Annotated in this window: 15 protein-coding genes; 8 read left to right on the top strand and 7 right to left on the bottom strand. The window is 72.8% G+C overall.

From position 1 onward, the window contains the following. Nucleotides 1–22: 22 nt before the first annotated feature. Nucleotides 23–1,738, top strand: a complete 1,716-nt coding sequence (locus ACSC1Q_RS25085; RefSeq protein WP_436761158.1) for a GMC family oxidoreductase N-terminal domain-containing protein — start codon at nucleotides 23–25, stop codon at nucleotides 1,736–1,738. A gap of 428 nt (nucleotides 1,739–2,166) precedes the next feature. On the opposite strand, the gene ACSC1Q_RS25080 is transcribed toward ACSC1Q_RS25085, so the two are convergent. Continuing rightward, nucleotides 2,167–2,634, bottom strand: a complete 468-nt coding sequence (locus tag ACSC1Q_RS25080) for an Lrp/AsnC family transcriptional regulator (RefSeq protein WP_436761157.1) — start codon at nucleotides 2,632–2,634, stop codon at nucleotides 2,167–2,169. 65 nt (nucleotides 2,635–2,699) lie between these two features. Between ACSC1Q_RS25080 and ACSC1Q_RS25075 the strand changes: the two genes are divergently transcribed. Beyond that, nucleotides 2,700–4,094, top strand: coding sequence for a pyridoxal phosphate-dependent decarboxylase family protein (locus ACSC1Q_RS25075; RefSeq protein ID WP_436761156.1), 1,395 nt, complete (start codon nucleotides 2,700–2,702; stop codon nucleotides 4,092–4,094). Nucleotides 4,095–4,109: 15 nt separating this feature from the next. On the opposite strand, the gene ACSC1Q_RS25070 is transcribed toward ACSC1Q_RS25075, so the two are convergent. Beyond that, complete coding sequence (locus tag ACSC1Q_RS25070) at nucleotides 4,110–4,517, bottom strand: winged helix-turn-helix transcriptional regulator (protein WP_436761155.1); 408 nt, start codon at nucleotides 4,515–4,517, stop codon at nucleotides 4,110–4,112. 84 nt (nucleotides 4,518–4,601) lie between these two features. Here ACSC1Q_RS25070 and ACSC1Q_RS25065 point away from each other — a divergent pair, with 84 nt between their 5' ends. Further along, nucleotides 4,602–5,435, top strand: a complete 834-nt coding sequence (locus tag ACSC1Q_RS25065; RefSeq protein WP_436761154.1) for an NAD(P)H-binding protein — start codon at nucleotides 4,602–4,604, stop codon at nucleotides 5,433–5,435. Between the two features lie 249 nt (nucleotides 5,436–5,684). Here ACSC1Q_RS25065 and ACSC1Q_RS25060 read toward each other — a convergent pair whose 3' ends face one another. Beyond that, nucleotides 5,685–8,777, bottom strand: coding sequence for a class III lanthionine synthetase LanKC N-terminal domain-containing protein (locus ACSC1Q_RS25060; RefSeq protein WP_436761153.1), 3,093 nt, complete (start codon nucleotides 8,775–8,777; stop codon nucleotides 5,685–5,687). Nucleotides 8,778–9,367: 590 nt separating this feature from the next. Here ACSC1Q_RS25060 and ACSC1Q_RS25055 point away from each other — a divergent pair. Beyond that, complete coding sequence (locus ACSC1Q_RS25055) at nucleotides 9,368–10,903, top strand: DUF885 family protein (protein ID WP_436761152.1); 1,536 nt, start codon at nucleotides 9,368–9,370, stop codon at nucleotides 10,901–10,903. 18 nt (nucleotides 10,904–10,921) lie between these two features. On the opposite strand, the gene ACSC1Q_RS25050 is transcribed toward ACSC1Q_RS25055, so the two are convergent. Beyond that, on the bottom strand, nucleotides 10,922–11,668 hold the full coding sequence (locus ACSC1Q_RS25050) for an SDR family NAD(P)-dependent oxidoreductase (protein ID WP_436761151.1): 747 nt from the start codon (nucleotides 11,666–11,668) through the stop codon (nucleotides 10,922–10,924). 269 nt (nucleotides 11,669–11,937) lie between these two features. Between ACSC1Q_RS25050 and ACSC1Q_RS25045 the strand changes: the two genes are divergently transcribed. The 3 genes from ACSC1Q_RS25045 to ACSC1Q_RS25035 all read left to right on the top strand — a co-directional run bounded on the left by ACSC1Q_RS25045 (nucleotide 11,938) and on the right by ACSC1Q_RS25035 (nucleotide 16,151). Continuing rightward, nucleotides 11,938–12,813, top strand: coding sequence for an SDR family NAD(P)-dependent oxidoreductase (locus tag ACSC1Q_RS25045; RefSeq protein WP_436761150.1), 876 nt, complete (start codon nucleotides 11,938–11,940; stop codon nucleotides 12,811–12,813). A gap of 235 nt (nucleotides 12,814–13,048) precedes the next feature. Further along, nucleotides 13,049–14,620, top strand: coding sequence for a glutamine-hydrolyzing GMP synthase (guaA, locus tag ACSC1Q_RS25040; protein WP_436761335.1), 1,572 nt, complete (start codon nucleotides 13,049–13,051; stop codon nucleotides 14,618–14,620). A 319-nt stretch (nucleotides 14,621–14,939) separates the two neighbouring features. Beyond that, on the top strand, nucleotides 14,940–16,151 hold the full coding sequence (locus ACSC1Q_RS25035) for an acyltransferase family protein (RefSeq protein ID WP_436761149.1): 1,212 nt from the start codon (nucleotides 14,940–14,942) through the stop codon (nucleotides 16,149–16,151). 9 nt (nucleotides 16,152–16,160) lie between these two features. Here the strand turns inward: ACSC1Q_RS25035 and ACSC1Q_RS25030 are convergent, their stop codons facing one another. Then, nucleotides 16,161–17,015 carry a polysaccharide deacetylase family protein gene (locus tag ACSC1Q_RS25030; protein ID WP_436761148.1) on the bottom strand — a complete coding sequence of 285 codons (855 nt, stop codon included), beginning with the start codon at nucleotides 17,013–17,015 and terminating at the stop codon, nucleotides 16,161–16,163. A 273-nt stretch (nucleotides 17,016–17,288) separates the two neighbouring features. Between ACSC1Q_RS25030 and ACSC1Q_RS25025 the strand changes: the two genes are divergently transcribed. Beyond that, on the top strand, nucleotides 17,289–18,794 hold the full coding sequence (locus ACSC1Q_RS25025) for a hypothetical protein (protein WP_436761147.1): 1,506 nt from the start codon (nucleotides 17,289–17,291) through the stop codon (nucleotides 18,792–18,794). A 186-nt stretch (nucleotides 18,795–18,980) separates the two neighbouring features. On the opposite strand, the gene ACSC1Q_RS25020 is transcribed toward ACSC1Q_RS25025, so the two are convergent. Both ACSC1Q_RS25020 and ACSC1Q_RS25015 read right to left on the bottom strand, forming a co-directional pair. Further along, a complete protein-coding gene (locus ACSC1Q_RS25020; protein ID WP_436761146.1) occupies nucleotides 18,981–20,108 on the bottom strand; it encodes a glycosyltransferase in 1,128 nt (375 codons plus the stop codon). Between the two features lie 89 nt (nucleotides 20,109–20,197). Further along, nucleotides 20,198–23,086, bottom strand: coding sequence for a CDP-glycerol:glycerophosphate glycerophosphotransferase (locus ACSC1Q_RS25015; RefSeq protein WP_436761145.1), 2,889 nt, complete (start codon nucleotides 23,084–23,086; stop codon nucleotides 20,198–20,200). Nucleotides 23,087–23,280 lie beyond the last annotated feature (194 nt).

Below are 23,280 nucleotides of genomic sequence, written 5' to 3'. Positions count from 1 at the left end.
AAGGTCGTCCGAAGGGAGCGCGGTGTTCGACCACGACGTGCTGGTGATCGGATCGGGGTTCGGCGGGAGCGTCTCGGCGCTGCGGCTGACGGAGAAGGGCTACCGGGTCGCGGTGCTGGAGGCCGGTCGCCGCTTCGACGAGACCACGCTCCCCAGGACCTCCTGGCGGGTCCGCGACTTCCTGTGGGCCCCGGCGCTGGGACTGAAGGGCATCCAGCGCATCCACGTGCTCCGGGGCGAGAAGGGCACCGGCGTGATGGTCCTCGCGGGCGCCGGGGTCGGCGGGGGTTCCCTGGTCTACGCCAACACCCTCTACGAGCCGCCGGACGCGTTCTTCCTGGACGCCCAGTGGTCGTCCATCACCGACTGGAAGGCCGAGCTGGCCCCGTACTACGACCAGGCCTCGCGCATGCTGGGCGTGACCCTCAACCCGACGGTCACCCCGGCGGACAAGGTGGTGCGCGCGGTCGCCGAGCGGATGGGCGTGGGCGACACCTTCCACTTGGCGCCGGTCGGCGTCTTCTTCGGCGCCCCGGGCGTGGAGGTGGACGACCCCTACTTCGGCGGCGCGGGGCCGCGCCGCAGCGGCTGCACCGAGTGCGGCGAGTGCATGACGGGCTGCCGCCACGGGGCCAAGAACACGCTGGTCAAGAACTATCTCCACCTGGCGGAGCGGGCAGGGGCCACGGTTCTCGCCGAGACCACGGTCACGTCGGTCGTCCCGGTGGACGGCGGCTACCGGGTCGAGACGCGCGGGACGGGCGCGCCCTGGCGCCGCCGCGCGCTCACCGCCGAGCACGTGGTCTTCGCGGCGGGGACGTACGGCACCCAGCGCCTGCTGCACCGGCTCAAGGCTTCGGGCGCGCTGCCCCGGCTCTCCGACCGCCTGGGGGCCCTCACCAGGACCAACTCGGAGGCGCTGCTCGGGTTCGAGCGTCTCTCGGTCGAGGGGAAGGCCGGGAGGGAGGCCGGGGGGGAGAAGCTCAACCGGGGGGTGGCGATCACCTCCTCGATCCATCCCGACGCCCACACGCACATCGAGCCGGTCCGCTACGGGGACGGTTCCAACGCGATGGGCATGCTCCGCACCCTGCTCGTCGACGGCGGCGGCGCTCCGCGCTGGCTGAGGTTCCTTGGCGAGGCCCTGCGCGCGCCGCACCGGGTGGCGAGGCTGTTCAACCACCGCCGGTGGTCGGAGCGCGGCATCATCGCGCTGGTCATGCAGGCGAAGGACAACTCGATCACCCTGTCCGAGCGCAGGGGGCTGTTCGGCCGGAGGCTGCGCTCGGGACGGGGTCACGGCGAGCCCAACCCCACCTGGCTGCCCGCAGGCCACGAGTTCGTCAGGCACGCGGCCGAGGAGGTCGGCGGCGTCCCGGCCGGCTCCTGGCTCGACCTGTTCGACATCCCGGCCACCGCCCACTTCCTGGGCGGCTGCGCCATCGGCGCCGGGCGCGACACCGGGGTGATCGACCCCTACCATCGCGTCCACGGCTACGAGGGCCTGCACGTCGTCGACGGCTCGGCCGTCTCCGCCAACCCGGGCGTCAACCCCTCCCTCACCATCACCGCCCAGGCCGAGCGCGCCATGGCGCTGTGGCCCAACCGGGGCGAGCCGGACACCCGCCCCGCCCAGGGCTCCCCGTACGCCCGCCTGCCGCCCGTCGCTCCCGGGAACCCCGCAGTCCCGGCCGCCGCCCCCGGGGCCCTGCGCCTGCCCATCGTCGGGATCACCTGACGGGAGAGGCCGGGTTTCGCCGATCTCCATGTGGCTGCCTCCGGTGAGTGAGCACGTCCGCTGATCGCGGGGTGTTCACGAGCGGGCCTGGTCCGTCGCGGAAGAGGTCACTGTCCCCATTTCTCCGGCTCTCGCCGTTCGTACTCGGCGAGGCGATTCCCGTGGAGCCAGGTCGCCCCCCCGCCCACGACCACAGGCTCACGCGAGGACGCCGCACCTTCGGTTCGGGGAAGCCTTCGGCCCGCGGCGTCCGACGGCCCGGTGATCGGCTGTTGCGAAGGTCCGGCCGGTACGGTCGGCGATCTCGGCGAGCGTCACGAGATCCTCGCTCACCCCTGTCACCTCTAGGCCGACGAGACGTCGCGGTCGCTTGGCGTGCCCTTCCGGTGAGCGCGGTGTCGACCAGACGGACGTGCTCCAGGCGCGGGTCAGCCGGTGGGCCGCTGGATGGGCTGGGGCTCAGTGCGGTAGATGAGGGTCGTCTCGACGTGCACTATCTCGGGCCGGATCAGGAACTTCTCCAGGAGCAGGCGGTGCAGGCGGTCGGCGTCGGCGACCGCCACGTGGACCAGGAAGTCCTGCGGTCCGGCCACGTGGAACAGGGCGATGGTCTCGGGCAGGCCCAGGACGAAGGCCCGCAGCGGGTCGACGAGCTGGCTGGTGTGCGGCCGGACCCGCAGGGCGAGCAGCGCCTGCATGGGACGGCCGAGCGTCGCCGGGTCGACCTCGGCGCGGAAGGCGCCGATCACCCCGCGCCTCCGCAGGGAGCGCACCCGCTCCAGCGCGGTGGAGGGGGCGACGCCCACGCGTTCGGCCAGGTCCTTGTTGGGGAGCCGCGCGTCCTTCTGCAGCTCGACCAGAATTCGCCGGTCCACCGAATCCAGTTCGACGCTCACCGGGTTCACCTCCGTCGAATTCGGCTCATCTGGCGAGCCGTCGTGAATTCCACCAGTATCCCCGTGTGACGTGGAACGTTGAGGAATTCGTGAACGCGGCGGGTGTGACCGTCGACGAGCTGGCCGCCTACGTGGACGGGAGCCAGCGGGGGGAGTCGCCCGTCATCCGCCGCACACCCCCGCGCGAGCTGGCCGAACGGCTCGGGCTCGCCCGGTGGATCCGCGAGGGCGGGATGACGCCGGAGGGGTACCGGGAGTTCCTGCGCGACTACCTCGCCGAGGGCACCCGGCTGCACCACCCCGCCCAGCTGGGACATCAGGTCGCCACCCCCGACTTCCCCGCCGCGCTCGCCGACTTCGTGCACGGCGCGCACAACAACCCGATGGCGATCTACGAGATGGGCGCCTCGGCGGCGACGGTCGAGTTCGAGGTGCTGCGCTGGATGCTCGGCACGGTCGGCTTCGGAGAGACGGGGGGCGGGGTCCTCACCCACGGCGGCTCGCTGGCCAACCTCACCGCGCTGCTCGCCGCGCGGGCGTCGGCGGCCCCGGATGCGTGGACCGAGGGCGTCCCCGGCGACCTCGCCCTGCTCGCCCCCGAGTCGGCCCACTACTCGCTCGCCCGCGCCGCCGCGATCCTCGGGCTGGGGGAGCGCGCGGTCATGCCGCTGGACGTCGACGGGCTCGGCAGGATCGACGTCGCCCGCCTGCCCGACGCCCTGGAACGGGTGCGCCGGGCGGGACGGCGGCCGATGGCCCTGGTCGCGAACGCCTGCGCGACCGGGACCGGCCTCTACGACGACCTGCGCGGGACCGGGGAGTTCTGCGCCGCCAACGGCGTCTGGTTCCACGTGGACGGCGCCCACGGCGCCTCCGCGCTTCTCTCCGAGGGGCACCGCCACCTGCTCGACGGGATCGGGCTCGCCGACTCGCTCGTCTGGGACGCGCACAAGATGCTGCGTACCTCCAGCCTGGCCGCGGCGGTGCTGACCCGGCGCGAGGGCGACCTGGACGCGGCCTTCCGGCAGCGGGCCAGTTACCTGTTCTACGGGGAGCAGGGCTTCGACCTCATCGGCAGGACCGTGGAGTGCAGCAAGGCCGAGCTGGGCCTGAAGGTCTTCCTCAACCTGGCCTGGCGGGGCGAGCGGGGCCTGGGCGAGTACGTCGCGCGCCAGTACGCCACCGCGCGCCGCTTCTGGGAACTGGCCCGCGAGCGGCCGGGCTTCGAGTGCCCGTACGAACCGGAGAGCAACATCGTCTGCTTCCGGTACGGCACCGGCGACCAGGCGGACATCCGCGAGCGGCTGATGGAGGACGGAGCCTTCCAGCTGACCTCGGCCGAGGTCGGCGGGGTCCGCCACCTGCGGATTACCGTGATGGCCCCCGCCACGGACGACAAGACGCTGGAGGCGCTGCTCGACCGGATCGCCGGACCGGAGGCCGTGGCCGGTCCCCGGTGAGCTCCCCGCGGGGCCTCAGTGGATTCCGGAATCGGGGTGGGCGGCGTCCCAGCGGCGGCGCGACTCGGCGATGCCGTCGCGGTGCTCGGCCGACCAGTCGACGAGGGTCCGCAACAGGTGGGTGAGGCTGTGCCCGGACGGGGTCAGCTCGTAGTCGACCTGCGGCGGGACGACGGCGTGGACGGTCCTGGAGACCAGGCCGTCGCGCTCCAGGCGGCGCACGGTCAGGGTGAGCATCCGCTGCGAGATGCCGGGCACGGCCCGCTGGAGCTCGCGGAACCGGCGCACCCCCTGGGCCAGCTCCACGACCACCAGCACCGACCACTTGTCGCCGATCCGGTCGAGGACCTCACGGATGCCGCAGTCCTCGCCCCCGCAGGAGACGACCGGCTCCGTGGTTACCGCGGTGTGCCCCACTGACATCGAAGTGCCTCCTTATGTCACGCGTCCTTGGTGTCGATGATGGACCCGGTTACCGAAGAGAACCAACTACGCGGGGGAGATCCCATGATTCTCATGACGGGGGCGACGGGCGCACTGGGGCGGCTCGTCGCCGCGCGGCTGGCCGGGCGGGACGACGTGGTGATCGGCAGCCGCGCCCCGGAGGCGGTCCCAGCCGGGGGACCGGCCCGGCTGATCGACTTCGAGTACCCCGCCTCGCTGGCGGAGGGCTTCGCCGGGGTGGACACGCTGCTGCTGATCTCCGCGGGCTACGGCGAGGACGACGTGGTGATCGCCAGGCACGGCGCGGCGATCGAGGCGGCGGAGAAGGCCGGGGTCGCGCACATCGTCTACACCAGCCTCAGCGCCGCCGGGGACCACCTGGCCTACGCGCTCGCCCACCGCTGGACCGAGCGCAGGCTCCGCGAGGGGACCGCGAGCTGGACGATCCTGCGCAACGGCCTCTACGCCGAGCTGCTGGCGACGCTCGCGCCCGCCGTGGACGGCAGGATCACCGCGCCGCTGGGCTCCGGACGGCTGGCCGCCGTGGCCCGCGAGGACCTGGCCGACGTGGCCGCCCTGGTCGCGGCCGGCGCCTCCGCGCACGCGGGCCGGACCTACGAGCTGGTCGGGGAGGAGGCGGTCGGCGGCGCGGAACTGGCCGCCGCCCGCACCGAGGCCACGGGGGACGCCGTCTCGTACGAGCCGGGCACCCTCGCCGGGGCCCGCGAGGCGTTCACCGCCTCCGGCCTGGTTCCCTTCCAGGTCCCGATGCTGGTGAGCACCTACTCCTCGATCGCGAACGGGTTCATGGACGCGACGGACGGCGACCTGCGGAGCCTGCTCGGCAGGGCTCCCCGGTCCGCCCTGGAGGTCATCGTCGCGGGAGCGCGCGAGTAGGCGAGTAGGGCCGGCGGCAGTCGGCCGAAGGCCCGTGCCGGGCTGTGGAGAGGGCCAGGACAGGATCAGGACAGAGCCGGCGCACCCCGAGGGCCCCCTGCCCGGCCGCGGAGAGGGCAGGGGGCCCGTGTGATCAGTTGTCGGTGCAGAACATGTGGATCCGGCAGTTCGTGAGGCGACCCGCCTCGCTGGAGGCCGGCTCGCGCTCCTCCAGACCCTGAAGGTCCTGAACGTCGAACGACATCGATTTCACCTCCTCGCCGATCTCGTGGCCGCGCCGGGCGCGGGCCGCTTCTCCTTCCGCCGCCCCGGAACGGGCGGCGAGCCTGGGACGGGAGGACGCCAGGCGTCCCCCACGACGTCGTCGAGCATCCACGGCCGCGCGTGCCGGTGGCGCAGCCGGACCAGGAAGGCGACGATCCCGGCCACGCCGCCGAGGAACGTCGGGACGACCTTCGAGAACGGGTCCGGCACGAGCAGCCTGCCGGAGCGGGTCACGGCTCTGGCCTCCAGGCATCCGGCCAGGTCCCCGGCCCAGCGCAGGTACCGGTCGTCGGCCGTGAAGTCGGCCATGTCGAGGAGGAACTCGCCGTCGCCGGGCAGGCCGTGGCACGGCACCGCCCCCGACCGCCAGCGGGTCCTGTGCACCGCGACCGCCGCCTGGCCGGCGAGCCGCAGGGCGTCCGGGTCGCCGGTGGCGCGCCAGTACCGGACGAGGAAGGAGCCGATCCCCGACGAGCCGCTGCACCAGTGCGGCCGGCGCGGCCGGACCGTCCGCGGGTCCCGCGCGAGGGTCGGCCACCAGGCGGTGTCGCCGTCGACGTCGGCCCGCTCGTACAGGGCGTGGGCGACCTCGCGCACGGTCGCCATCCAGTCCGGGCGGCCGAGGGTGACGGCGGCGTAGAGCAGCGCCGTACCGGCCCCGGCGATCCCGTGCGCGAAGCCGAGGTGGTCGGCGCCCGCGAGACCGGAGTCGAACGACTCCGGCGTCGGCCATCGCGGGTGCCCCATCCGGTAGGACCGCGCATTGTGCAGGTTCTCGAACGTCTCCACGGCCCGCCTCCGGAGTACGGGGTCGCCCGAGCGCAGGGCGAGGCGCAGCACCGTCATACCGGCCCCGGCCAGCCCGTGCGTCACGTCGGAGCTCGGGTGGTCCACCGGAAGCCGGGCCGCCGCCCGCAGCGCGAACTCCCTCGTCCCGTCGTCGCCCGAGGTCTCCGCCGCGTCGTGAAGGGCCCAGACGGCTCCCGAACGCCCGAAGTACAGGCCGGGGGGCCAGACGTCCTCGTCGGAGAGGCGGCGGCGGAGCCACCCGGCCGCGGCCTCCGCCGCGCCTTCCAGGCCTTCCGTGCCTGCCGCGCCTTCCGCGCCCGCCGTGTCGCCTGCGACGGCGCTGCCCGTGACGGGGTTGTTCGTGACGGGGTTGTTCGTGACGGCGTCGCCTGTGACGGCGCTGTCCACAACGATGTCGTCCACGACGACGGCGCCGCCTGTGAAGGCGTCGTTCGTGAAGGCGTTGTGCGTGACGGCCGTGCGGGAGGCGAGCGTCAGGACGGCCAGGATGCCCGGCACGCCCCCGTTCACCGAGCACGGATCCGCCTCGGCTCCACCGGCCCCGCCGACCGCGTTGGGCCACGGCGACGGGCTGTCCTCCCGAGTGTCCATGGTCTCCACCAGCCACGTCAGACCGTCCGCCACCAGAAGGTCCGCCCGTCGTATCCCGCCCGCCACCGGGAGATCCACCAGCCGTGCCGGCCCGTCCGCCACCGGGAGGTCCGCTCGTCGTGGCCCGGCCGTTCTCACCTCCGCTAGGGCGGGGCCCGCGAGGACGCGGGCCTTCCCCGTCTCGCGTGTCGCCGCGAGGCCGGTGGCGGGGGCCGCCGGGGCGAGCGTGTCCAGGAACTCCGCGCAGCGGTTCAGGGACCAGCGCTCCTCCGGTTCGATGACCAGTCCCTCCACCAGCGGGCGGAGGAGCGCGAGGGCGGGGTTGGCCGTGGACACCGCGGCGACGTGGCCGAGAAGGCGACGCCCGCGGGCCGGGCCCGTCGTACCGTCCTCGGGGAGTTCCAGTCCGGCGCCGGTCGCGAGGAAGTACGCCAGCCCGCCGAGACCGAACAGGTCGGCCGTCTCCCCCGGGGCGGGCCGGAGTTCGCCGGTGTGCGGCACCAGCTCGGGGGCCAGGTAGCCGGGGGTCCCGCCGATCATGACGATGTCACCCGGAACCGTCGCGTGCTCCAGGTCGACGAGCCGGAGGTCGCCGCCGGGCAGGAGCATCACGTTGTCCGGTGAGAGGTCGCGGAAGACGTGGCCGAGGTCGTGGACGGCCCGCAGCGCGTCGACGAGGCGCCGCAGGATCGGCAGGACCCCGGCGGCCCCGTTCCCGAAGCCGTCGTGCCCGAGAGGCCCGGCGTTCTCTTCGGACCAGCGCCGCAGCGTCGTCCCGGGCACGCGCTCCTCGACGAGGAACGCGTGCCCGCCCTGCTCGAAGAAGTCGACCACGGCCGGGACGAACCCGCTGGAAGCCAGGACCTCCAGCCGGGACCTCTCCGCCGCCAGCCGGTCCCGCGCGTCCCGGCCCCCGAGGTCGGACGAGGCGTGCGGCCGTCCCTCCTTGATCACGACCTCGGCGCCGCTCCCGGTGTCCTCCGCGATGTACACGCCGCCCCTGTTGGCGTGTCGCACCGCCTCGCGGACCACGAAACGGCCGTTCAGCATCACGGCGCGCCGCTCCGGCCGCCCGGGGGCGCCGGGCGTGGCGAAGGGTGAGGTGGCGAAGGAGGGCGGAGAAAACCGTGGCAGCCGCTCGTCGTGGACCGTCGTCCCCTCCGGCGTGCGGAGCCGGACCTCGTAGAAACCGTCGTTGCCGAGCACCCGGTGCCCGCCGAAGGCCCCGTAGCGGTAGTGGACGATCCCGCCGGGCCGGTAGGGGTGGTCCGACAGGATCGCCGGGCCGGGAAGCCCCCAGGTGGCCTCGTCGAGCAGCGGCGCCAGCCGGGCCGCCTCGGCGCCGCCCGCCGGGTAGGCGGTGACGAACTTCCCCGCCTGGGCGCGGGCACAGTGGGGAGCGAGGAGTTCCCAGTAGTCACCCAGCCGCGCGGGGAACTTGAAGGCGCATCCCTCGGCGGCCAGCACTCGTACGACCCGGGAGAGCACGATCGGGGCGGAGAGCATCGTCGCGGAGATGTGGAGTTTCCAGCCCTGCGCGGGCATCGCGTATCCGCCGGGAACGACCAGGCACCAGAACTCCCCGTCGGTGACCGACCAGTCGCGGGCCGGGACCCGTCCGATCTCGGCGATCGCGATGTCACGCAGGAGGGCGCTGTCGCCCGGGGGGCTTTTCACGGGAGGTCGTCCTTCGGCTGTCACGGTTCGGCGTCGCATGGGAAACACGTCTTACGGGAAATCCGTCACACGAGAAATCCGTCTACGGGAAGTCCGTGTCACGCGGGAAGTCCGTTTCACGCGGGAAGTCCGCGTCACACGGGGAGTTCGTGCCGCGCGGGAAGTTCGTGTCGCGCGGGAAAGAGAGACGCGCGAGGTGTTCGCGTCGGGGAGCCGCGCCGATGGCGTGGGTCCCGCTCGGGGGCGCGGCCGTCGTCGTTCCCGTCACCGGGACCGCGTCGTGGTGATCGCGCATATGTGAGATCGGCGGATCCGCCGCGTTCTTTTCGCCTACCGGCGCTGGGTAACACACAAGCACGGCGGATATGGGGTGCGCCATGTAAAAGTACGCACTTCTCGTTCGGCGTGGGTGATCTGCCGGGCATTTAATGCACTTATTTCATATTCACATATATTAATTCCGGTCCGCCGTGACGGGGCTTCACATGGACGTCCGAGGGAATCGAGCGGCGGATTTCCCCGGCCCGACCTCGGATGCGCGGGTGTCGTTCCCAGGCTCGGAAGACCCCTCCTGATATAGCGTCGCGTCCATGACCGAACTCGACGGCCGCCTCCGCGCGGTGTGCGACCTCACCGTGTCCGGCGTCCGGGAAATGGCCGGGCGGCACGAGTACGACGGCCTGATCCAGGACCTGTCGCCGGAGGGGGTGCGCGCCGGGCTGGCCGCGCTGGGCCGGGGGCCGCTGCCCGCCGACCCGTACGACGCGGCGCACCTGCGGATCTTCGAGGAGGCTGCCCGGGTGCAGCTCGGCGAGCTGGAGCTGCACCGCCGCAGCCCCCTGGAGCACCTGGGCAACCTCGACCTGGCCACCTACGACCGCGAGTACGCCCCCGAGGCCGAGCGGCACGCCGCCAAGCTCGCGCACCTGGCCCGCTGGCCCGAGGCGGTGGACAACGCGATCGCCTCGCTCGACCTGCTCAGCGCCCCCGTCGCGACCGCCCTGCTCGGCGCGGTACGCGGCCTCGCCTCCGGGGTGCCGGGGGACGCCGAGGAGAGCGTGCGCGAGGCGGCGTTCAGGGCCCACGCCCGGCTGGTGGAGCACGTGGAGAAGGCCGCGCACACCGGCGACCCGGACGCCTCCCTCGGCGCCGAGGGGCTCGCCGGGCTCATGGGCACCGGCGACGGCCTCCCGGTCGACCTGGGACGGCTCGCCGAGCGCGCCGACGCCGAGCGCGACCGCCTGATGGCCCGGCTGGCGGAGTCCTGCGCCGCGCTGGGATTCGCCGGACGGCCGCCGCTGGAGGTCGCGCGCGAGCTCGTCAGGCAGCACCCCGGCCCCGACGGCGTGATCGAGGCGGCCAGGATCGGCACCGAGAGGGCGATCGCCTTCACCAGGGAGAAGGACCTGGTCCCCTACCACGACGGGGAGTGCCGGGTCGGCATCGCGCCCGAGTCGCGCCGGTGGGCGATGGCGATGATGAGCTGGTCGGCGCCCGGCGAGCCCGACGGCCCCTCGTGGTACCACGTCACCCCGCCCGACCCCTCGTGGCCCGAGCGCGACGTCGAGGAGTGGCTGGAGGTCTTCAGCGAGACGACGCTCCCCGCGATCAACGTGCACGAGGTCGCCCCCGGGCACTTCTCCCACGGCCGCGCCCTGCGCCACGTCCGCTCCGACGTACGGCGGACGCTGATGTCGCTGGCCTTCGCGGAGGGCTGGGCGCACTACGCGGAGGAGCTCTGCGTCGAGGAGGGCTTCGCCCCCGGCGACCCGCGCTTCGAGATCGGGGTGTGGCTGGAGGCGCTCATCAGGGTGACCCGGCTGGCCTGCGCGATCGGCGTGCACTCCGGCGCGATGACCGTCGAGGAGGGCGCCCGCCGCTTCGCCGCCGACACCCACATCGCCGGTCCCGCCGCCCACTCGGAGGCGGCGCGGGCCACCTTCGACCCCACCTACGGCCGCTACACCTGGGGCAAGCTGGAGATCCTCGATCTCCGCGACCGCGCCAGGGCCGAATGGGGTCCCGGCTTCGGCCTCAACCGCTTCCACACCGCCATGCTCGCCCTCGGCTCCCCGCCCCTCGGCCTGCTCGGCCACGCCCTTCGCACGGACCCCGGCGCCCGGTAGACGGCGGAAAGGACGGGCTCAGCGGTCGACGGCCGTGGCGCCGCCGTCGACGACCAGGTGGGCGCCGGTGACGAAGGACGCCTCGTCGCTCAGCAGGAACCGTACGGCCGCCGCCACCTCGGCGGGACGGCCCAGGCGGCCGAAGAGCGACCTGCGGCTGAAGGACTCCAGATAGCGCGCGTCGCCGCCCGTGGCGGCGGTGAGCATCGGGGTGTCGACGTAGCCGGGGCAGACGGCGTTGACCCGGATCGGCGCCAGCTCGTGGGCCATCGAGCGGGTCAGGCCGAGCATGCCCGCCTTGGACGAGCAGTAGGCCGGGATGAAGGCCTGCCCGACCAGGCCCTCGATCGAGGAGATGCCGACGACCGCGGAACCCCCCTGGCCGCGCAGGTCCTCCAGCAGGGCCTTGACCAGCAGGGCGTGGGCACGCAGGTTGACGTTGAGCACCGCGTCCCACGAGGCCTCGCTCAGGTCGCCGAGGGCCATGGGGGCGGCGATCCCGGCCGCGTGCACGAGGCCGCCGATCGAGGCGAGGGCGTCGCGGCTGGCGGTGATCGCGGCGGGGAAGGCGGAGGAGTCGGTGACGTCGACGGTGACGGCGGTCGCGGCGACGCCGTGCGCGGCGGCGAGCGAGGCGGTCTCCTTGGCGCCCGCCTCGTTCAGGTCCCAGACCGCCACCGGGCGCCCGGCCTCGGCGAGCGCCAGGGCGCAGGCCCGGCCGATCCCCGACGCCCCGCCGGTGACGACGACTCCGGTGCCGGTCATCGGCGGCCTCCTCGATTGCTGGGGGGCTTCACGTTAGCTTGGTGCCCAATCGGCCGCTAGGTATGGCGGTTCGTTTCCGAGAGGTCGCCGGGCAGGGGGTCGTTTCCGAGAGGTCGCCGGGCACGGCGGGTTCGTGCCCGAGCCCCGCCGGGCAGGGGGTTCGTGTCCGGGCGGTCGCCGGGCACGGCGCGAACCGGAGGCGGTGCGAGGTGTGAACAGCCGGTCCGGAGGTAACACGATGCGTGAACCATGATGCTGGAGGAAGCGCTATGCGTGAACTGTCAGGCAAGGTCGCGGTCGTCACGGGGGCGGGCAGCGGGATCGGGAGGGCGCTCGCGCTGAGCCTCGCCGCGGAGGGGATGTCCCTCATGCTCGCCGACGTCGACCCGGGAGACCTCGCGGAGACCGCCTCGCTGGTGGAGGGGAGCGCGGCGAGGGGAAGCGCGGCGGAGGGCAGGATCCTCGGGGGCAAGGTGCTCACCGAGATCACCGACGTCTCCGACCCGGTGGCGGTGGATCACCTCGCCGACCGTACGTTCGGCGAGCTGGGCGCGGTCCACGTGCTGTGCAACAACGCGGGGGTCTTCCAGGGCGGCCGGATGTGGACGCGGGAGCCCGAGGACTTCGCCTGGATGCTCGGGGTGAACCTGTGGGGCGTGCTCCACGGGATCCGGGCCTTCGTGCCCCGCATGATCGACCAGGACACCGAGGGCCACATCCTCAACACCGTCTCCGCCGCCGGCCTGTTCGCCGTTCCCTACTTCGGTCCCTACACGGTCTCGAAGTACGCCGCGCTCGCCGCCTCGCAGTCCCTCGCCCAGGACCTCGCGACGGCCGGTTCCAAGCTCCGGGTGACCGCGCTGTGCCCCGGCGGGGTGCGGACCGGCCTCAACCACTCCAGCCGCCACCGGCCGGAGAACCTCGTGGCCGCCGAGCGCACCGAGGACGAGGTGGCCTCCTCCGCGATCATCGACGGCCTGGTGGAGGGGGGCATCGGCCCGGCCGAGGTGGCGCTCGCCGCGGTGGCCGCGATCCGCGAGGAGCGCTTCCTGGTCCTCACCCACCCCGGCCACGCCGAGGCCCTGCGCGAACAGACCGAGGCCCTGATCGCCGGGACACCGCCCTCGTTCCCCGGCCGTGACTGACGGGGTGGCGGGGTGGCGGGAATCTTCCCTGCCGTGAGTGACAGGGGGGTGGGAGTCCTTCCCCGGCCGTGAGTGACGGGGGAGGTCTTCCCGGCTGTGGGGGACGGGAGTCCTGCCCGGTCGCGGGTGACGGGGAGCGGAAGATCTTCCCGATCGCGGGTGGGCGGGGCGGTGGGAGATCTTCCCGGCTACGACCGGGCGCGCTGACGGGCGCCGATAGACTGAGGCCACCGCTCTGTTCCTTTTGGGGGTCTTGGTGTCTGAGTTCGACACGGTCCTGGTCGTCGACTTCGGCGCGCAGTACGCGCAGCTGATCGCGCGAAGGGTGCGTGAATGCCACGTCTACTCCGAGATCGTCCCCTCGACGATGCCGGTCGAGGAGATGATGGCGAAGAAGCCCAAGGCGATCATCCTGTCCGGCGGTCCCTCGTCGGTGTACGCCGAAGGCGCCCCCGCCGCCCCCGCGGGCCTGTTCCAGACCGGCGTGCCGACCTTCGGCATCTGCTACGGCTTCCAGATCATGGCCCAGGAGCTCGGCGGGGAGGTGGCCAGGACCGGCACCGCCGAGTACGGCGGCACCCACCTCGACGTCGCCCGGCAGGGCGTGCTCTTCGCGGGGCTGCCCGCCACGCAGTCGGTCTGGATGTCCCACGGTGACAGCGTCTCCGCCGCTCCCGAGGGCTTCACCGTCACCGCCGCGACCGCCCAGACGCCCGTCGCCGCCTTCGAGCACCCCGAGCTGGGCCTGTACGGTGTCCAGTTCCACCCCGAGGTCCTGCACTCCGACCACGGCCAGGCCGTGCTGAAGCACTTCCTCGACGCCGCGGGCTGCCGCCCCTCCTGGACGATGCTCAACATCGTCGAGGACGCGGTCGAGGCGGTCCGCGCCCAGATCGGCCCCGAGGGCCGCGCCATCTGCGGTCTCTCCGGCGGCGTCGACTCCGCGGTGGCCGCCGCCATGGTCCAGCGGGCCATCGGCGACCGGCTGACCTGCGTCTTCGTCGATCACGGGCTGCTGCGCAAGGGCGAGGCCGAGCAGGTCGAGCGCGACTTCGTGGCCGTCACCGGGGTGAAGCTCCGCGTGGTCGACGCCCAGGAGCGCTTCCTGAAGGCGCTCGACGGGGTCACCGACCCCGAGGAGAAGCGCAAGATCATCGGCCGCGAGTTCATCAGGGTCTTCGAGGACGAGCAGCGCGCCATCATCGCCGACGGCCCCGTCGACTTCCTCGTCCAGGGCACCCTCTACCCGGACGTGGTCGAGTCGGGCGGCGGCACCGGCACCGCCAACATCAAGTCCCACCACAACGTCGGCGGCCTCCCCGACGATCTCCAGTTCTCGCTGGTCGAGCCGCTCCGCGCCCTGTTCAAGGACGAGGTGCGCCGGGCCGGGGAGGAGCTGGGCCTGCCCGCCGCGATGGTCTGGCGCCAGCCGTTCCCCGGCCCCGGGCTGGGCATCCGCATCGTCGGCGCGGTGAGCCGCGAGCGCCTGGAGATCCTCCGCGAGGCCGACGCCATCGCCCGCGAGGAGCTCTCCCGCGCCGGTCTCGACCGGGAGATCTGGCAGTGCCCGGTCGTCCTGCTCGCCGACGTCCGCTCGGTGGGCGTCCAGGGCGACGGCCGCACCTACGGTCACCCGGTCGTGCTGCGCCCGGTCTCCAGCGAGGACGCCATGACCGCCGACTGGTCGCGCGTCCCGTACGACGTGCTCGCCCGCATCTCCACCCGCATCACCAACGAGGTCCGCGAGGTCAACCGGGTGGTCCTCGACGTGACCAGCAAGCCCCCGGGCACCATCGAGTGGGAGTAGTCGCCCCCGGGGCCGCGAGCTGAGCCGTTCGGCCGCGAGCTGAGCCGTTCGGCCGCGAGCTGAGCCGTTCGGCCGGGAGCGGGTGCTCCCGAGGCCGCGACCGGGAGGTCAACCGCGCGACAAACCGCTCGGGCGGGAGTGGGCGTTCCCGGGGTCGTGGGCGGTGAGCCGTTCGGGCGGGAGGCGTTCCTGAGGTCGTGGGCGGTGAGCCGTTCGGGCGGGGATGGCGCTCCCGGGGCGTGGCCGGGGAGGGAGCCGCGCGGGCCGGTTGGCGCCGATGGCGCGGTTTCGCGAGGTGCCGGGCGGTAAGTTGGGGCGGGTGTCCTCCACCACCCCCACCGGCGCAGACTCCCCCCCGACCTCCGGCGCCCGCCTGGCGTGGCTCGACGCGTTGCGCGGCATCGGCGCGGTCGCCGTGTTGCTGGAGCACCTGCTGCCCTGGTTCATGCCCGCCCTGAGGCCCTACTGGTTCAACCTCGGGATGTACGGCGTCCTGGTGTTCTTCCTGGTCAGCGGCTACATCATCCCGGTCTCGCTGGAGAGGCGCGGAGACGTCAGGGCCTTCTGGATCAGCCGCCTGTTCCGGCTCTACCCGATCTACCTGCTGGTCGCGGCGGCCGTCCTCGTCATGGCGATCTGGATGCCCGTCCGCGAGCAGGTGCCCAGGGATCTGTCGTCGGTGTCCGCGCACGCCACGATGCTGCTGGACGTGGTGCACCTGGGCGGCCTGGCCGACACCATGTGGACCCTCTCGTACGAGATGGTCTTCTACCTCGTCGTCACCGCGCTGTTCGTCGGCGGGGCGCACCGCGCGAGCGGGACCTACGCGGTGGGCTTCGGCGCCGTCGCCGTCGTGGCGGGACTGCTGCTGACGGGGCCGCCGCTGACGGGGCCCTGGCCCGCGTACGTGTCCGGGGTGGTGTTCTTCGCGGGCCTGGCGTGCCTGATCGGCGGCCGGTTCCGGAACGTCGCCGCGTACGTGCTCGGCGCGATGGCGCTGGTGCTGCTGATCTTCTCGGGTTTCGTGCCGTGGCTGGGGGCGGCGATCCTCGCGGTGATGTTCGCCGGGACCGCGATCCGCCGCTGGGAGCAGGGCGCGGGCGGGCTCTGGCCGGTGGCGGCGGCGACCGTGCTGGTGGCCCTGGCCCCGGTCTGGTCGGAGCAGGCGGGCTGGTGGTGGGTGCGGCCGGGGCCGTGGTTCGCGACCATGGCGCTGGCCGGGGTGACGTTCGCGGTCGCGATGGCCCTGCGCGAGCGCCGGCTGCCCCGGTTCCTCGTCTGGCTGGGCCTGGTCAGCTACTCGGTCTACCTGCTGCACCACCCGCTGCTGCGGCTCACGCACGCCGTTGTCGGCGACGTACGGGACGCGGGGCAGGTGGTGCAGCTCTCACTGTCGGCGGCGTTCGTGCTGGTGGTGCTCGGCCTGAGCCTGCTCACCCACCGCTACGTGGAGCTTCCCATGCAGCGGCTGGGCAGGCGGCTGGCCCGGGGGCCGTCCTCCGGTTCCCGCGAGGTCACGTCCTCACGGTGAGGTGGCGGCTCAGAGACCGTCGGGGGGCGACTGGGCGAAGTCGTCCGGGTCGCCGGTGGGCGACTCGGAGGGCAGGTCCTCGTTCTTCTCGGAGCCGACCGGGTAGACGTCCCCGGCCTGGGTGGCCTTGGCGCCGCGCAGCGAGGAGACCGCCACCATGTGGTATCCCTGCTTCTGCAGGGCGGCCAGCAGCTTCGGCATCACCGTGACGGTCTGTGCCACCCAGTCGTGCATGAGGATGACCCCGTCACGCTTGGCGTTCTTGAGCACCTCGTCGTAGATGGCCTTCTCGTTCTTGGTCGCCCAGTCCCGCGAACCGCCGTTCCACAGGACGATCGGCATGCCCATCTGGGCGGCGATCGCCGCGACCCGCCCGTCGAACTCGCCGTAGGGCGGGCGAATCGTCGTCGGGTACTTCCCGGTGGACTTCTTGACGATGTCCTGTGTCTTGGTCAGCTCCTCGCGGATCTGGTCCTCCGACAGCTCCCGCAGGTGCGGGTGGCCGTAGCTGTGGTTACCGATGTCGTGGCCCTCGGTGACCATCCGCTTGGCGAAAGCGGGGCGGGACTTCACGTACTGGCCCTCAAGGAAGAACGTCGCCTTGGACTTGTACTTCTTGAAGGTGTCGAGCAGCTTGTCCGCGTACTTGCCGGGGCCGTCGTCGAAGGTGAGCGCGATGCACTTCACCTTCGCGCAGTCCACGGGCACGGGCTTCGGGGTGGGCTTGGCCTTCGGGGCGGGCTTGGCCTTGCCCGCCGTCGTGGCCGTCGTTCTGGGCTGGTCCGCGCTCCACGCGGTGGTCGGTGTGGCGATCATGGCCAGCGCGCAGGATGCGGCCAGCAGCATTCGGACAGGAGGCTTCATGAGGGGAGCTCCGGGTCAAATCGACGTCGGTCGAGTGAGCATCCTATCGAGATGCCTGATGCCTCCCGGGGCTGAAGTGTCACGATGCTCTGTGAAAGGCGCGCTCCTCCCGTGATCGGGCCGCGGCGCCGCGCGTGGTGCCTGGCTCCGTACAAGCTTGACGTTTTCCCAGGTCATGGGTGCGTGTAGCGGGCCGGGCCGCTCCCTTGCATGCCCGATGATGGCATCGGCCCCCTGCCGGAGCACGCTGGGAAAACCATGATGATCAGTACGGTGAGCCCGAAACCGGTCAAGGAGGAGCGGGGGGAGACCGGTGGGGCGCCGGCCCGTGACCGGTGGTTCACCCTCGCCTGTTACGCGACCGCCCAGCTCGCGCTGCTCGGCTGGTGGCTCGCCTTCCATCCCGGGCTGATGAGTCCCGACTCCGTCACCTACGTCGCGCACGTCACGACGGGCCCGTGGGTGGCCGGGCAGTCGGTCGCCTACGACGCCCTGCTCGGGCTCTCCCTGAGGGTGACCGGCGACCTGTCCCCGGTCACCCTCCTGCAGACGGCGGCGATGGCCGCCGCGCTCACCCACCTCGCGGGCGCGATCCGGCGGCTGGGGGTACGGGGGCGCCCGCTGCTCGTGGCGGTGGGGTGCGCGGCGCTGTCACCGCCGCTCGGCGCCTTCACGGTGTCGATGTGGAAGGACGTGCCGTTCACCGTGTGCGCGGTCCTGGCCGCGGGCACCGCCGTACGGCTCGCGACCCGGCCTGGTGCCCGGTCCGGTGCCCGGTCCGGTGCGCGGGACGCGTTCCGGGGGCGTGGCGGGGCCGGAGGCGGCGGGTCGGGGTGGGATCCGCGTTTCGCCGCGTTCGGGGTGGAGCTGCTCGGGCTGGGGCTCTTCCGCAACAACGGCTTTCTCGTGGCGTCGATCGCCGCCGTACTGCTGGTCGCGTTCCTGTCCGGCCACCCGGGGGCCCGCCGGTGGGTCGTGGCGGTGGCGGCCGGGGCGGTGGCGGTGCCCCCGCTCCTGCTGGGCGCCGGTTACCCGGCGATGGGCATCGCGCCGCCGTCCCGGTCGTTCGCCTACCAGACGGTGTTCGGCGACCTCGCCGTGGCGTACGGGCAGAGGCCCCGGCTCTTCGACCGCGAGCAGCGGGCGCTCCTGGCGGGGATCGCCCCGCTCGACGCCTGGCGGCGGGGGGCGACCTGCCAGACCATGGCGGGCGTCTTCTTCGACCCCGGGTTCGGCCACGCGCGGGCCGAGGAGCGGATCTCCGACGTCCTGGAGCTCTGGCGGGGGCTGCTGGTCCGCGCCCCCGGCATGATGCTGGGCACCCGGATCTGCCGCGCCGCGCTCGCCTGGCAGGTCGGCTCGACCTCGGACGAACCCGGCGGTGAGCTCTACCGCTTCTCGCTGAAGGATCCCCGGCTCCCCGAGGGCTGGCGGGGCACCCCGGCGGCCTCGGTGATGCGGCAGCGGCCGATCTCCGGCGGGCTGCTGGCCGCCGGGGTGTTCGCGCTGGACGCGAGCACGGTCAGGCAGCTCGAATGGCTGCTCTGGCGGGCGCCCTTCTGGTGCTACCTCGTCTACGCCACCGCCGCGCTCGTGTGGTGGCGTACGGGGAGCAGGGCGGCGCTCGCCGGGGCGGCGGTGGTCGCGGGGCAGCAGGTCGGGGTGATCCTCACCAACACCGCGCCTGACTTCCGTTTCATGGTGGCGCCGATCTTCGTCGGGGTCCTGTTCGTCCCGTTGCTCCTACGGGAGGCGAGGGCCCTGCGAACTCGTCGATGAACGGGGCTCCAGAGCCGTTCCGAGGTCGACCGGAGGTGAGAGCCGGCGGCGGACCGAGGATCCCCGGGGTGTCCCGGGGAGCCTCCGTCGGTCCCGCCGTTCTGCCCGGAACCCGCCGACCTACCGCCCCGCCGACCCTCCGGCCAGGCCGGGGTCGACCGGACCGGTGCCGCGCGTGCCCGGCCGTCAGCGGTCGAGCTCGTCGAACAGGGCCTCCCACCGGTCCAGGACGCGGGGCAGCCGGTACTCCCTCATCCGTTCCCTGCCCCTCGTCCCCATCCTCCGGCGCAGCTCGGCGTCGGACATGAGGCGCTCCAGCGCGGCGGCGAAGCTCCCGGTGTTGCCCGGCTCGGCCAGCATGCCGTTGTCCCCGTCCTCGACCAGGGTCCGCACCCCCGCCGAGGCGTCGCAGGCCACGGCGGGCAGCCCGCAGGCCGCGCCCTCGGCGAGGACCAGCCCCCACCCCTCGAAGTCGCTGCTCAGGGTGACGATGGAGGCGTCCAGGTACTCGGCCTCGATGTTCTCGACCTGCCCGCGGAAGACGATCCGGTCGCCGAGCCCGGTCCGCGCGGCCTGCGCCTCCAGGACCGCCCGGAGCGGCCCGTCGCCGATGATGTGCAGCTCCCACGGCTCGGCGACGGCCGGGGCCGCGGCGGCGAAGGCGTCGATCAGCAGGTCGATCCGCTTCACCCTGACCAGCCGCCCCGCCGAGACGATCCGCGGATCGCGCAGCGTGGCCGCCTTCTCCGGGAAGACGCTGACCGGGTTCAGCATGGTCCCGCAGTTGGCGAGCCGGTGCTCGGTGAAGGACGCGGCGTAGTCGTCGCAGAGGAACAGCGCCTTGTCGAGGTGCGCGTAGTGCTTCTTGATCAGCCTGAGGTTCGGGGAGTCCACGGCCTCGGCGTACGACTGGTGGTACTGGCCGACCTTGGCGATGTGCGGCATGGGCAGGTCGGCGATCCAGTGGGCGGCCCAGGGCGAGGCGATGACCAGGTAGCCGTCGCGGGTCCGGTCCGTCAGCCGCAGCAGCTTCTGACGGGCCGCGGCGACCTCCTCCGGGGTCCTGCGCTGCCTGGCCCTGCGCCACGGCAGCGAGCGGGCGGTGGGCTCGGGGGCGGGCGTGTCGTACAGCGTGGTGTGCCGGTAGACGGGGTCGGCGACGTAGGTCTGCGGCTGCCGGGAGGGGTTGATGCTGATCAGGGTCACGTTGTGCCCGCGCGAGCCGAGGCCCTGGGCGAGGGTGTGGATGACCCGCTGGGACCCGCCCATCGAGTCGCCGTCGGTGCTGAGGAAGAAGACGTTGCGCGATCTCACCGCGTGACCTCCGGGATGAAGCGATTCCACCGTGTGGCTTTCGGGAAGGAGCGGTCTTGCCGCGTGACCGCCGGGGGGAGCCGGTCGCGTCACATGACCTCCGGGAAGAACGCGTCCACGACCCTGGCGCTCGCCTGACCGTCGTCGAGGCCGCACCAGCGGTCGCGGAACTCGGCGTAGCGCCGCCCGTACCGCTCGGTGATCTCGGTGAGCCGGTCCAGTGCCCCGGCCAGCTCGCCGGGGTCGCGCAGCAGCGGCCCGGGGGCGACCTCGGCGAGGTCGAAGCAGACTCCCCGCTGGGCGGAGGCGTAGCGCTCGTAGTCGTCGACGTAGTAGAGGATCGGCCTGCCGAGGCAGGCGTAGTCGAACATGATCGAGGAGTAGTCCGTCACCAGCACGTCCGAGGCGAGCATCAGGTCGTTGACCTCGGGGAACGCCGAGGCGTCCCGGACGAGCCAGCCGAGCGGGTCGGGCACCGCGAAGCGGTCGTACCGGTGGGCGCGGACGAGGATCACCCAGTCCGGGGGCAGTACGCCCGCGAGGGCGGGCAGGTCGAGCCGGATCGAGTCGCCGCTGAAGCGTCTGCTGTCGCGGTAGGTGGGCGCGTAGAGGATCACGCGCTTTCCCGCGGGGATCTCGAAGAACTCCCGCACCCGCCGCGCCCGCTCGCGCTGCGCCGGTTCCATGTGCCGCACCAGCACGTCGGTACGCGGGTACCCGGCGTGCAGCAGCTCTCCCTTGAACCCGCTGGCCTCCGCGAAGTCGCGGCGGAAGTCGGGGCCCGGTGTGAGCAGCGCGTCCCAGCGCGACACCGCCTCGGCGTACTTCTTGGCCAGGGCCGGTTGCGCCCGGTGCCGGGGCTCGTCCAGCCCCATCTTCTTGAGCACCTGCCCGTGCCAGGTCTGCAGGTAGCGGGTTCCCGCGCGCTTGCGGTAGCAGTAGGGCAGGTTGTGGCTGTCCACCCAGTGCCCGGCGCGCGCCAGGGTCCAGGCGTAGCGGAAGGTGTCGCGCCGGACGAGGTCGACGTCCTCGGGGAAGCGTTCGGGGACGTCCGCGTGGGACCAGACCGCCCGCAGGCCGGTGGCGCGCCGCTGCAGTTCCTCGTGGACGTAGCGCGGGTTGCCGGTGTAGCCGGTGCCCTCGGCCGACTCGAACAGCACCAGGCGGCGGTTCACCGGCACCGTCGCGCTGACCAGCCGGTGGAAGCGGCCCAGGTTGCGGGGGGTGGCGAGGTCGGCCAGCAGGGTCCGCCAGAGCTCCGCCACGTTCGGGAACCGCCGCCTGGCCGCGGGGCCGAGCCTGCGCGCCGTGAGGCGGTACGGGATGTCGGCCGACGCCTCCAGGACCAGGCGGCCCGAGCCCGCCGGACCCACGGCGCCCAGGGAGGTGAACGACAGCCCCGGGCCCGCGAGGAGGGGCCTGAGGTTGCGGCGCTCGCCCTCGTGGAGGGAGATCATGACCGCCTGCGGCCTGACGGCGTTGTCCGGCCAGTCCAGGTCGGGCAGGGAGATCGACACCGTCCCCTCCAGGATGCCCGTCCCCTCGGGGGGAGCCCCCGTCATGCGCGGGATCCTCGTCAGCTCCGGTTCCTCCGGGTCCCACTGCCCTTCGAGCCCTCTCGGGGCCTGTCTCTCCCGCCCTCCCGGCGGCTCGATCACGATGGGTGTCATCTGGACGGGGATCGAGGCGATCGCCCTCTTCCTGCCGCCGACGCGGAGCCACGCGGTCAGCGTGCGGCCGTCGAGCACCCGGCCCGGGTCGTAGGTCCGCAGGCTCAGCCGGATCTCGTCCCTCGACGCCTGCAGGTCGACGAGCTCGTGCCGGAGCAGCGCGCCCGACAGCGGCTGCTCCGCCAGGCGCAGCTCGGTGACGTCCAGCTCGCTCCTGGCCTGCTCGTCCTGAGGGAGCGTCGTCCCCCAGAACACCCGCCCGCCGTCCGCGGTGACCGCCCGGGGCGGTATCGAGTGCCTGCCGCCCAGCTCGACGGCGGCGAGCGCCGCCTCCGCCCCGCGCCGCTCGCGGACGAGCTGGACGCACACCCGTTCCGCCCGGGTCAGCCGCTCGATCGCGGCGGGGTCGAGCGTGTCCACGTACGGGATGACGATGTCGGCGAACTCGGAGATCCACGCCGGGTCGCGCTGGGGCAGGTCCCCCAGATAGAGACGCAGGTCGTGGGAGAGGAAGCGGAAGTCCTTGTCCTCCTTCAGGTCGAGGGAGTGGGTGCCCGCCAGGACGCGGTCGCTCAGGACGGCGGCGGTGACGCGCTGGCGCACGTTCTCCAGCTCGTGCCGCCGGGACGAGATCGACCTGGTGGCGGGGGTGGCGGCGAGCAGCCAGCGGTAGACCGGCCACGGCACGATCGCGAACAGCTTGCTGCGGCAGAACAGCTCCGTCGACCAGACGATGTCCTCGTGGTGGATGTCCTCGGGGAAGCGGATGCCGGTGACGTCGAGGAAGGTACGCCGGTACAGCTTGTTGGTGGCCAGGCAGTTGAAGAGCAGCTCGGGCTCCGCGCGGATGCCGTCCACGACCCGCCGTTCCGCGAACAGCTGGGGGTACCAGAGGGTGACGGCGCCGGTCGCCTCATCGACGCGCTCCACGGTGCCCATGACGAAGTCGGCGCCGGTCGCCTCCGCCTCCAGCAGGAGGCTCTTGCAGGCGTGCCTGGGCAGCTCGTCGTCGCTGTCGAGGAACATCAGGAACGGCGCGCGCGCGGCGTCCATGCCCGCGTTGCGCGGCGCGCCGCAGCCGCCGCTGTTGGCGGGCAGCCGTACGTAGCGGACCCGGCCGTCCTCCTCGGTGAGCGCCTTGGCCACCGAGGGGGTGTCGTCGCCGGAGCAGTCGTCCACGATGATCACTTCGAGGTTCTTCAGCGTCTGGCTGAGCACGGAGCGCACGGCCCGGGGTAACCGGGCCGCGTCGTCGAAGGTGATGACGATCACGCTGACGTCCGGGAGCGTGTGTGGCTGTGTTGTCATGTGCGCAACTCCAAGGCGGCTGGGAGGAGAGCCTTGACCCGCGGTGGCTCGGGCCCGATGGCACGAGCCAGGCAAGGCGTCATGGGATCGCTGGCGTTGGTCGGGGCCCAGGTCAGGAGCCCCAGGTCGGCGGGCCTCAGACCGGGATCCCGGGTCGAGATCTCCAGGCCGGGGTCTCGGGTCGGAGGTCTCAG

Origin of the sequence: Streptosporangium heterodermiicola (genome assembly GCF_051390675.1) — a bacterium.
Classification (GTDB): Bacteria; Actinomycetota; Actinomycetes; order Streptosporangiales; family Streptosporangiaceae; genus Streptosporangium.
The sequence above is the reverse complement of the archived record's forward strand: the minus strand, read 5'-3'. Positions and strand labels throughout refer to the sequence as shown.

Bases quoted from the DNA above. Each gene is read 5' to 3' on its own strand.
- ACSC1Q_RS25070 (WP_436761155.1), bottom strand. From the start codon at position 4,517: ATGTCAGTGGGGCACACCGCGGTAACCACGGAGCCGGTCGTCTCCTGC.
- ACSC1Q_RS25065 (WP_436761154.1), top strand. From the start codon at position 4,602: ATGATTCTCATGACGGGGGCGACGGGCGCACTGGGGCGGCTCGTCGCC.
- ACSC1Q_RS25055 (WP_436761152.1), top strand. From the start codon at position 9,368: ATGACCGAACTCGACGGCCGCCTCCGCGCGGTGTGCGACCTCACCGTG.
- ACSC1Q_RS25050 (WP_436761151.1), bottom strand. From the start codon at position 11,668: ATGACCGGCACCGGAGTCGTCGTCACCGGCGGGGCGTCGGGGATCGGC.
- ACSC1Q_RS25045 (WP_436761150.1), top strand. From the start codon at position 11,938: ATGCGTGAACTGTCAGGCAAGGTCGCGGTCGTCACGGGGGCGGGCAGC.
- ACSC1Q_RS25030 (WP_436761148.1), bottom strand. From the start codon at position 17,015: ATGAAGCCTCCTGTCCGAATGCTGCTGGCCGCATCCTGCGCGCTGGCC.
- ACSC1Q_RS25015 (WP_436761145.1), bottom strand. From the start codon at position 23,086: ATGACAACACAGCCACACACGCTCCCGGACGTCAGCGTGATCGTCATC.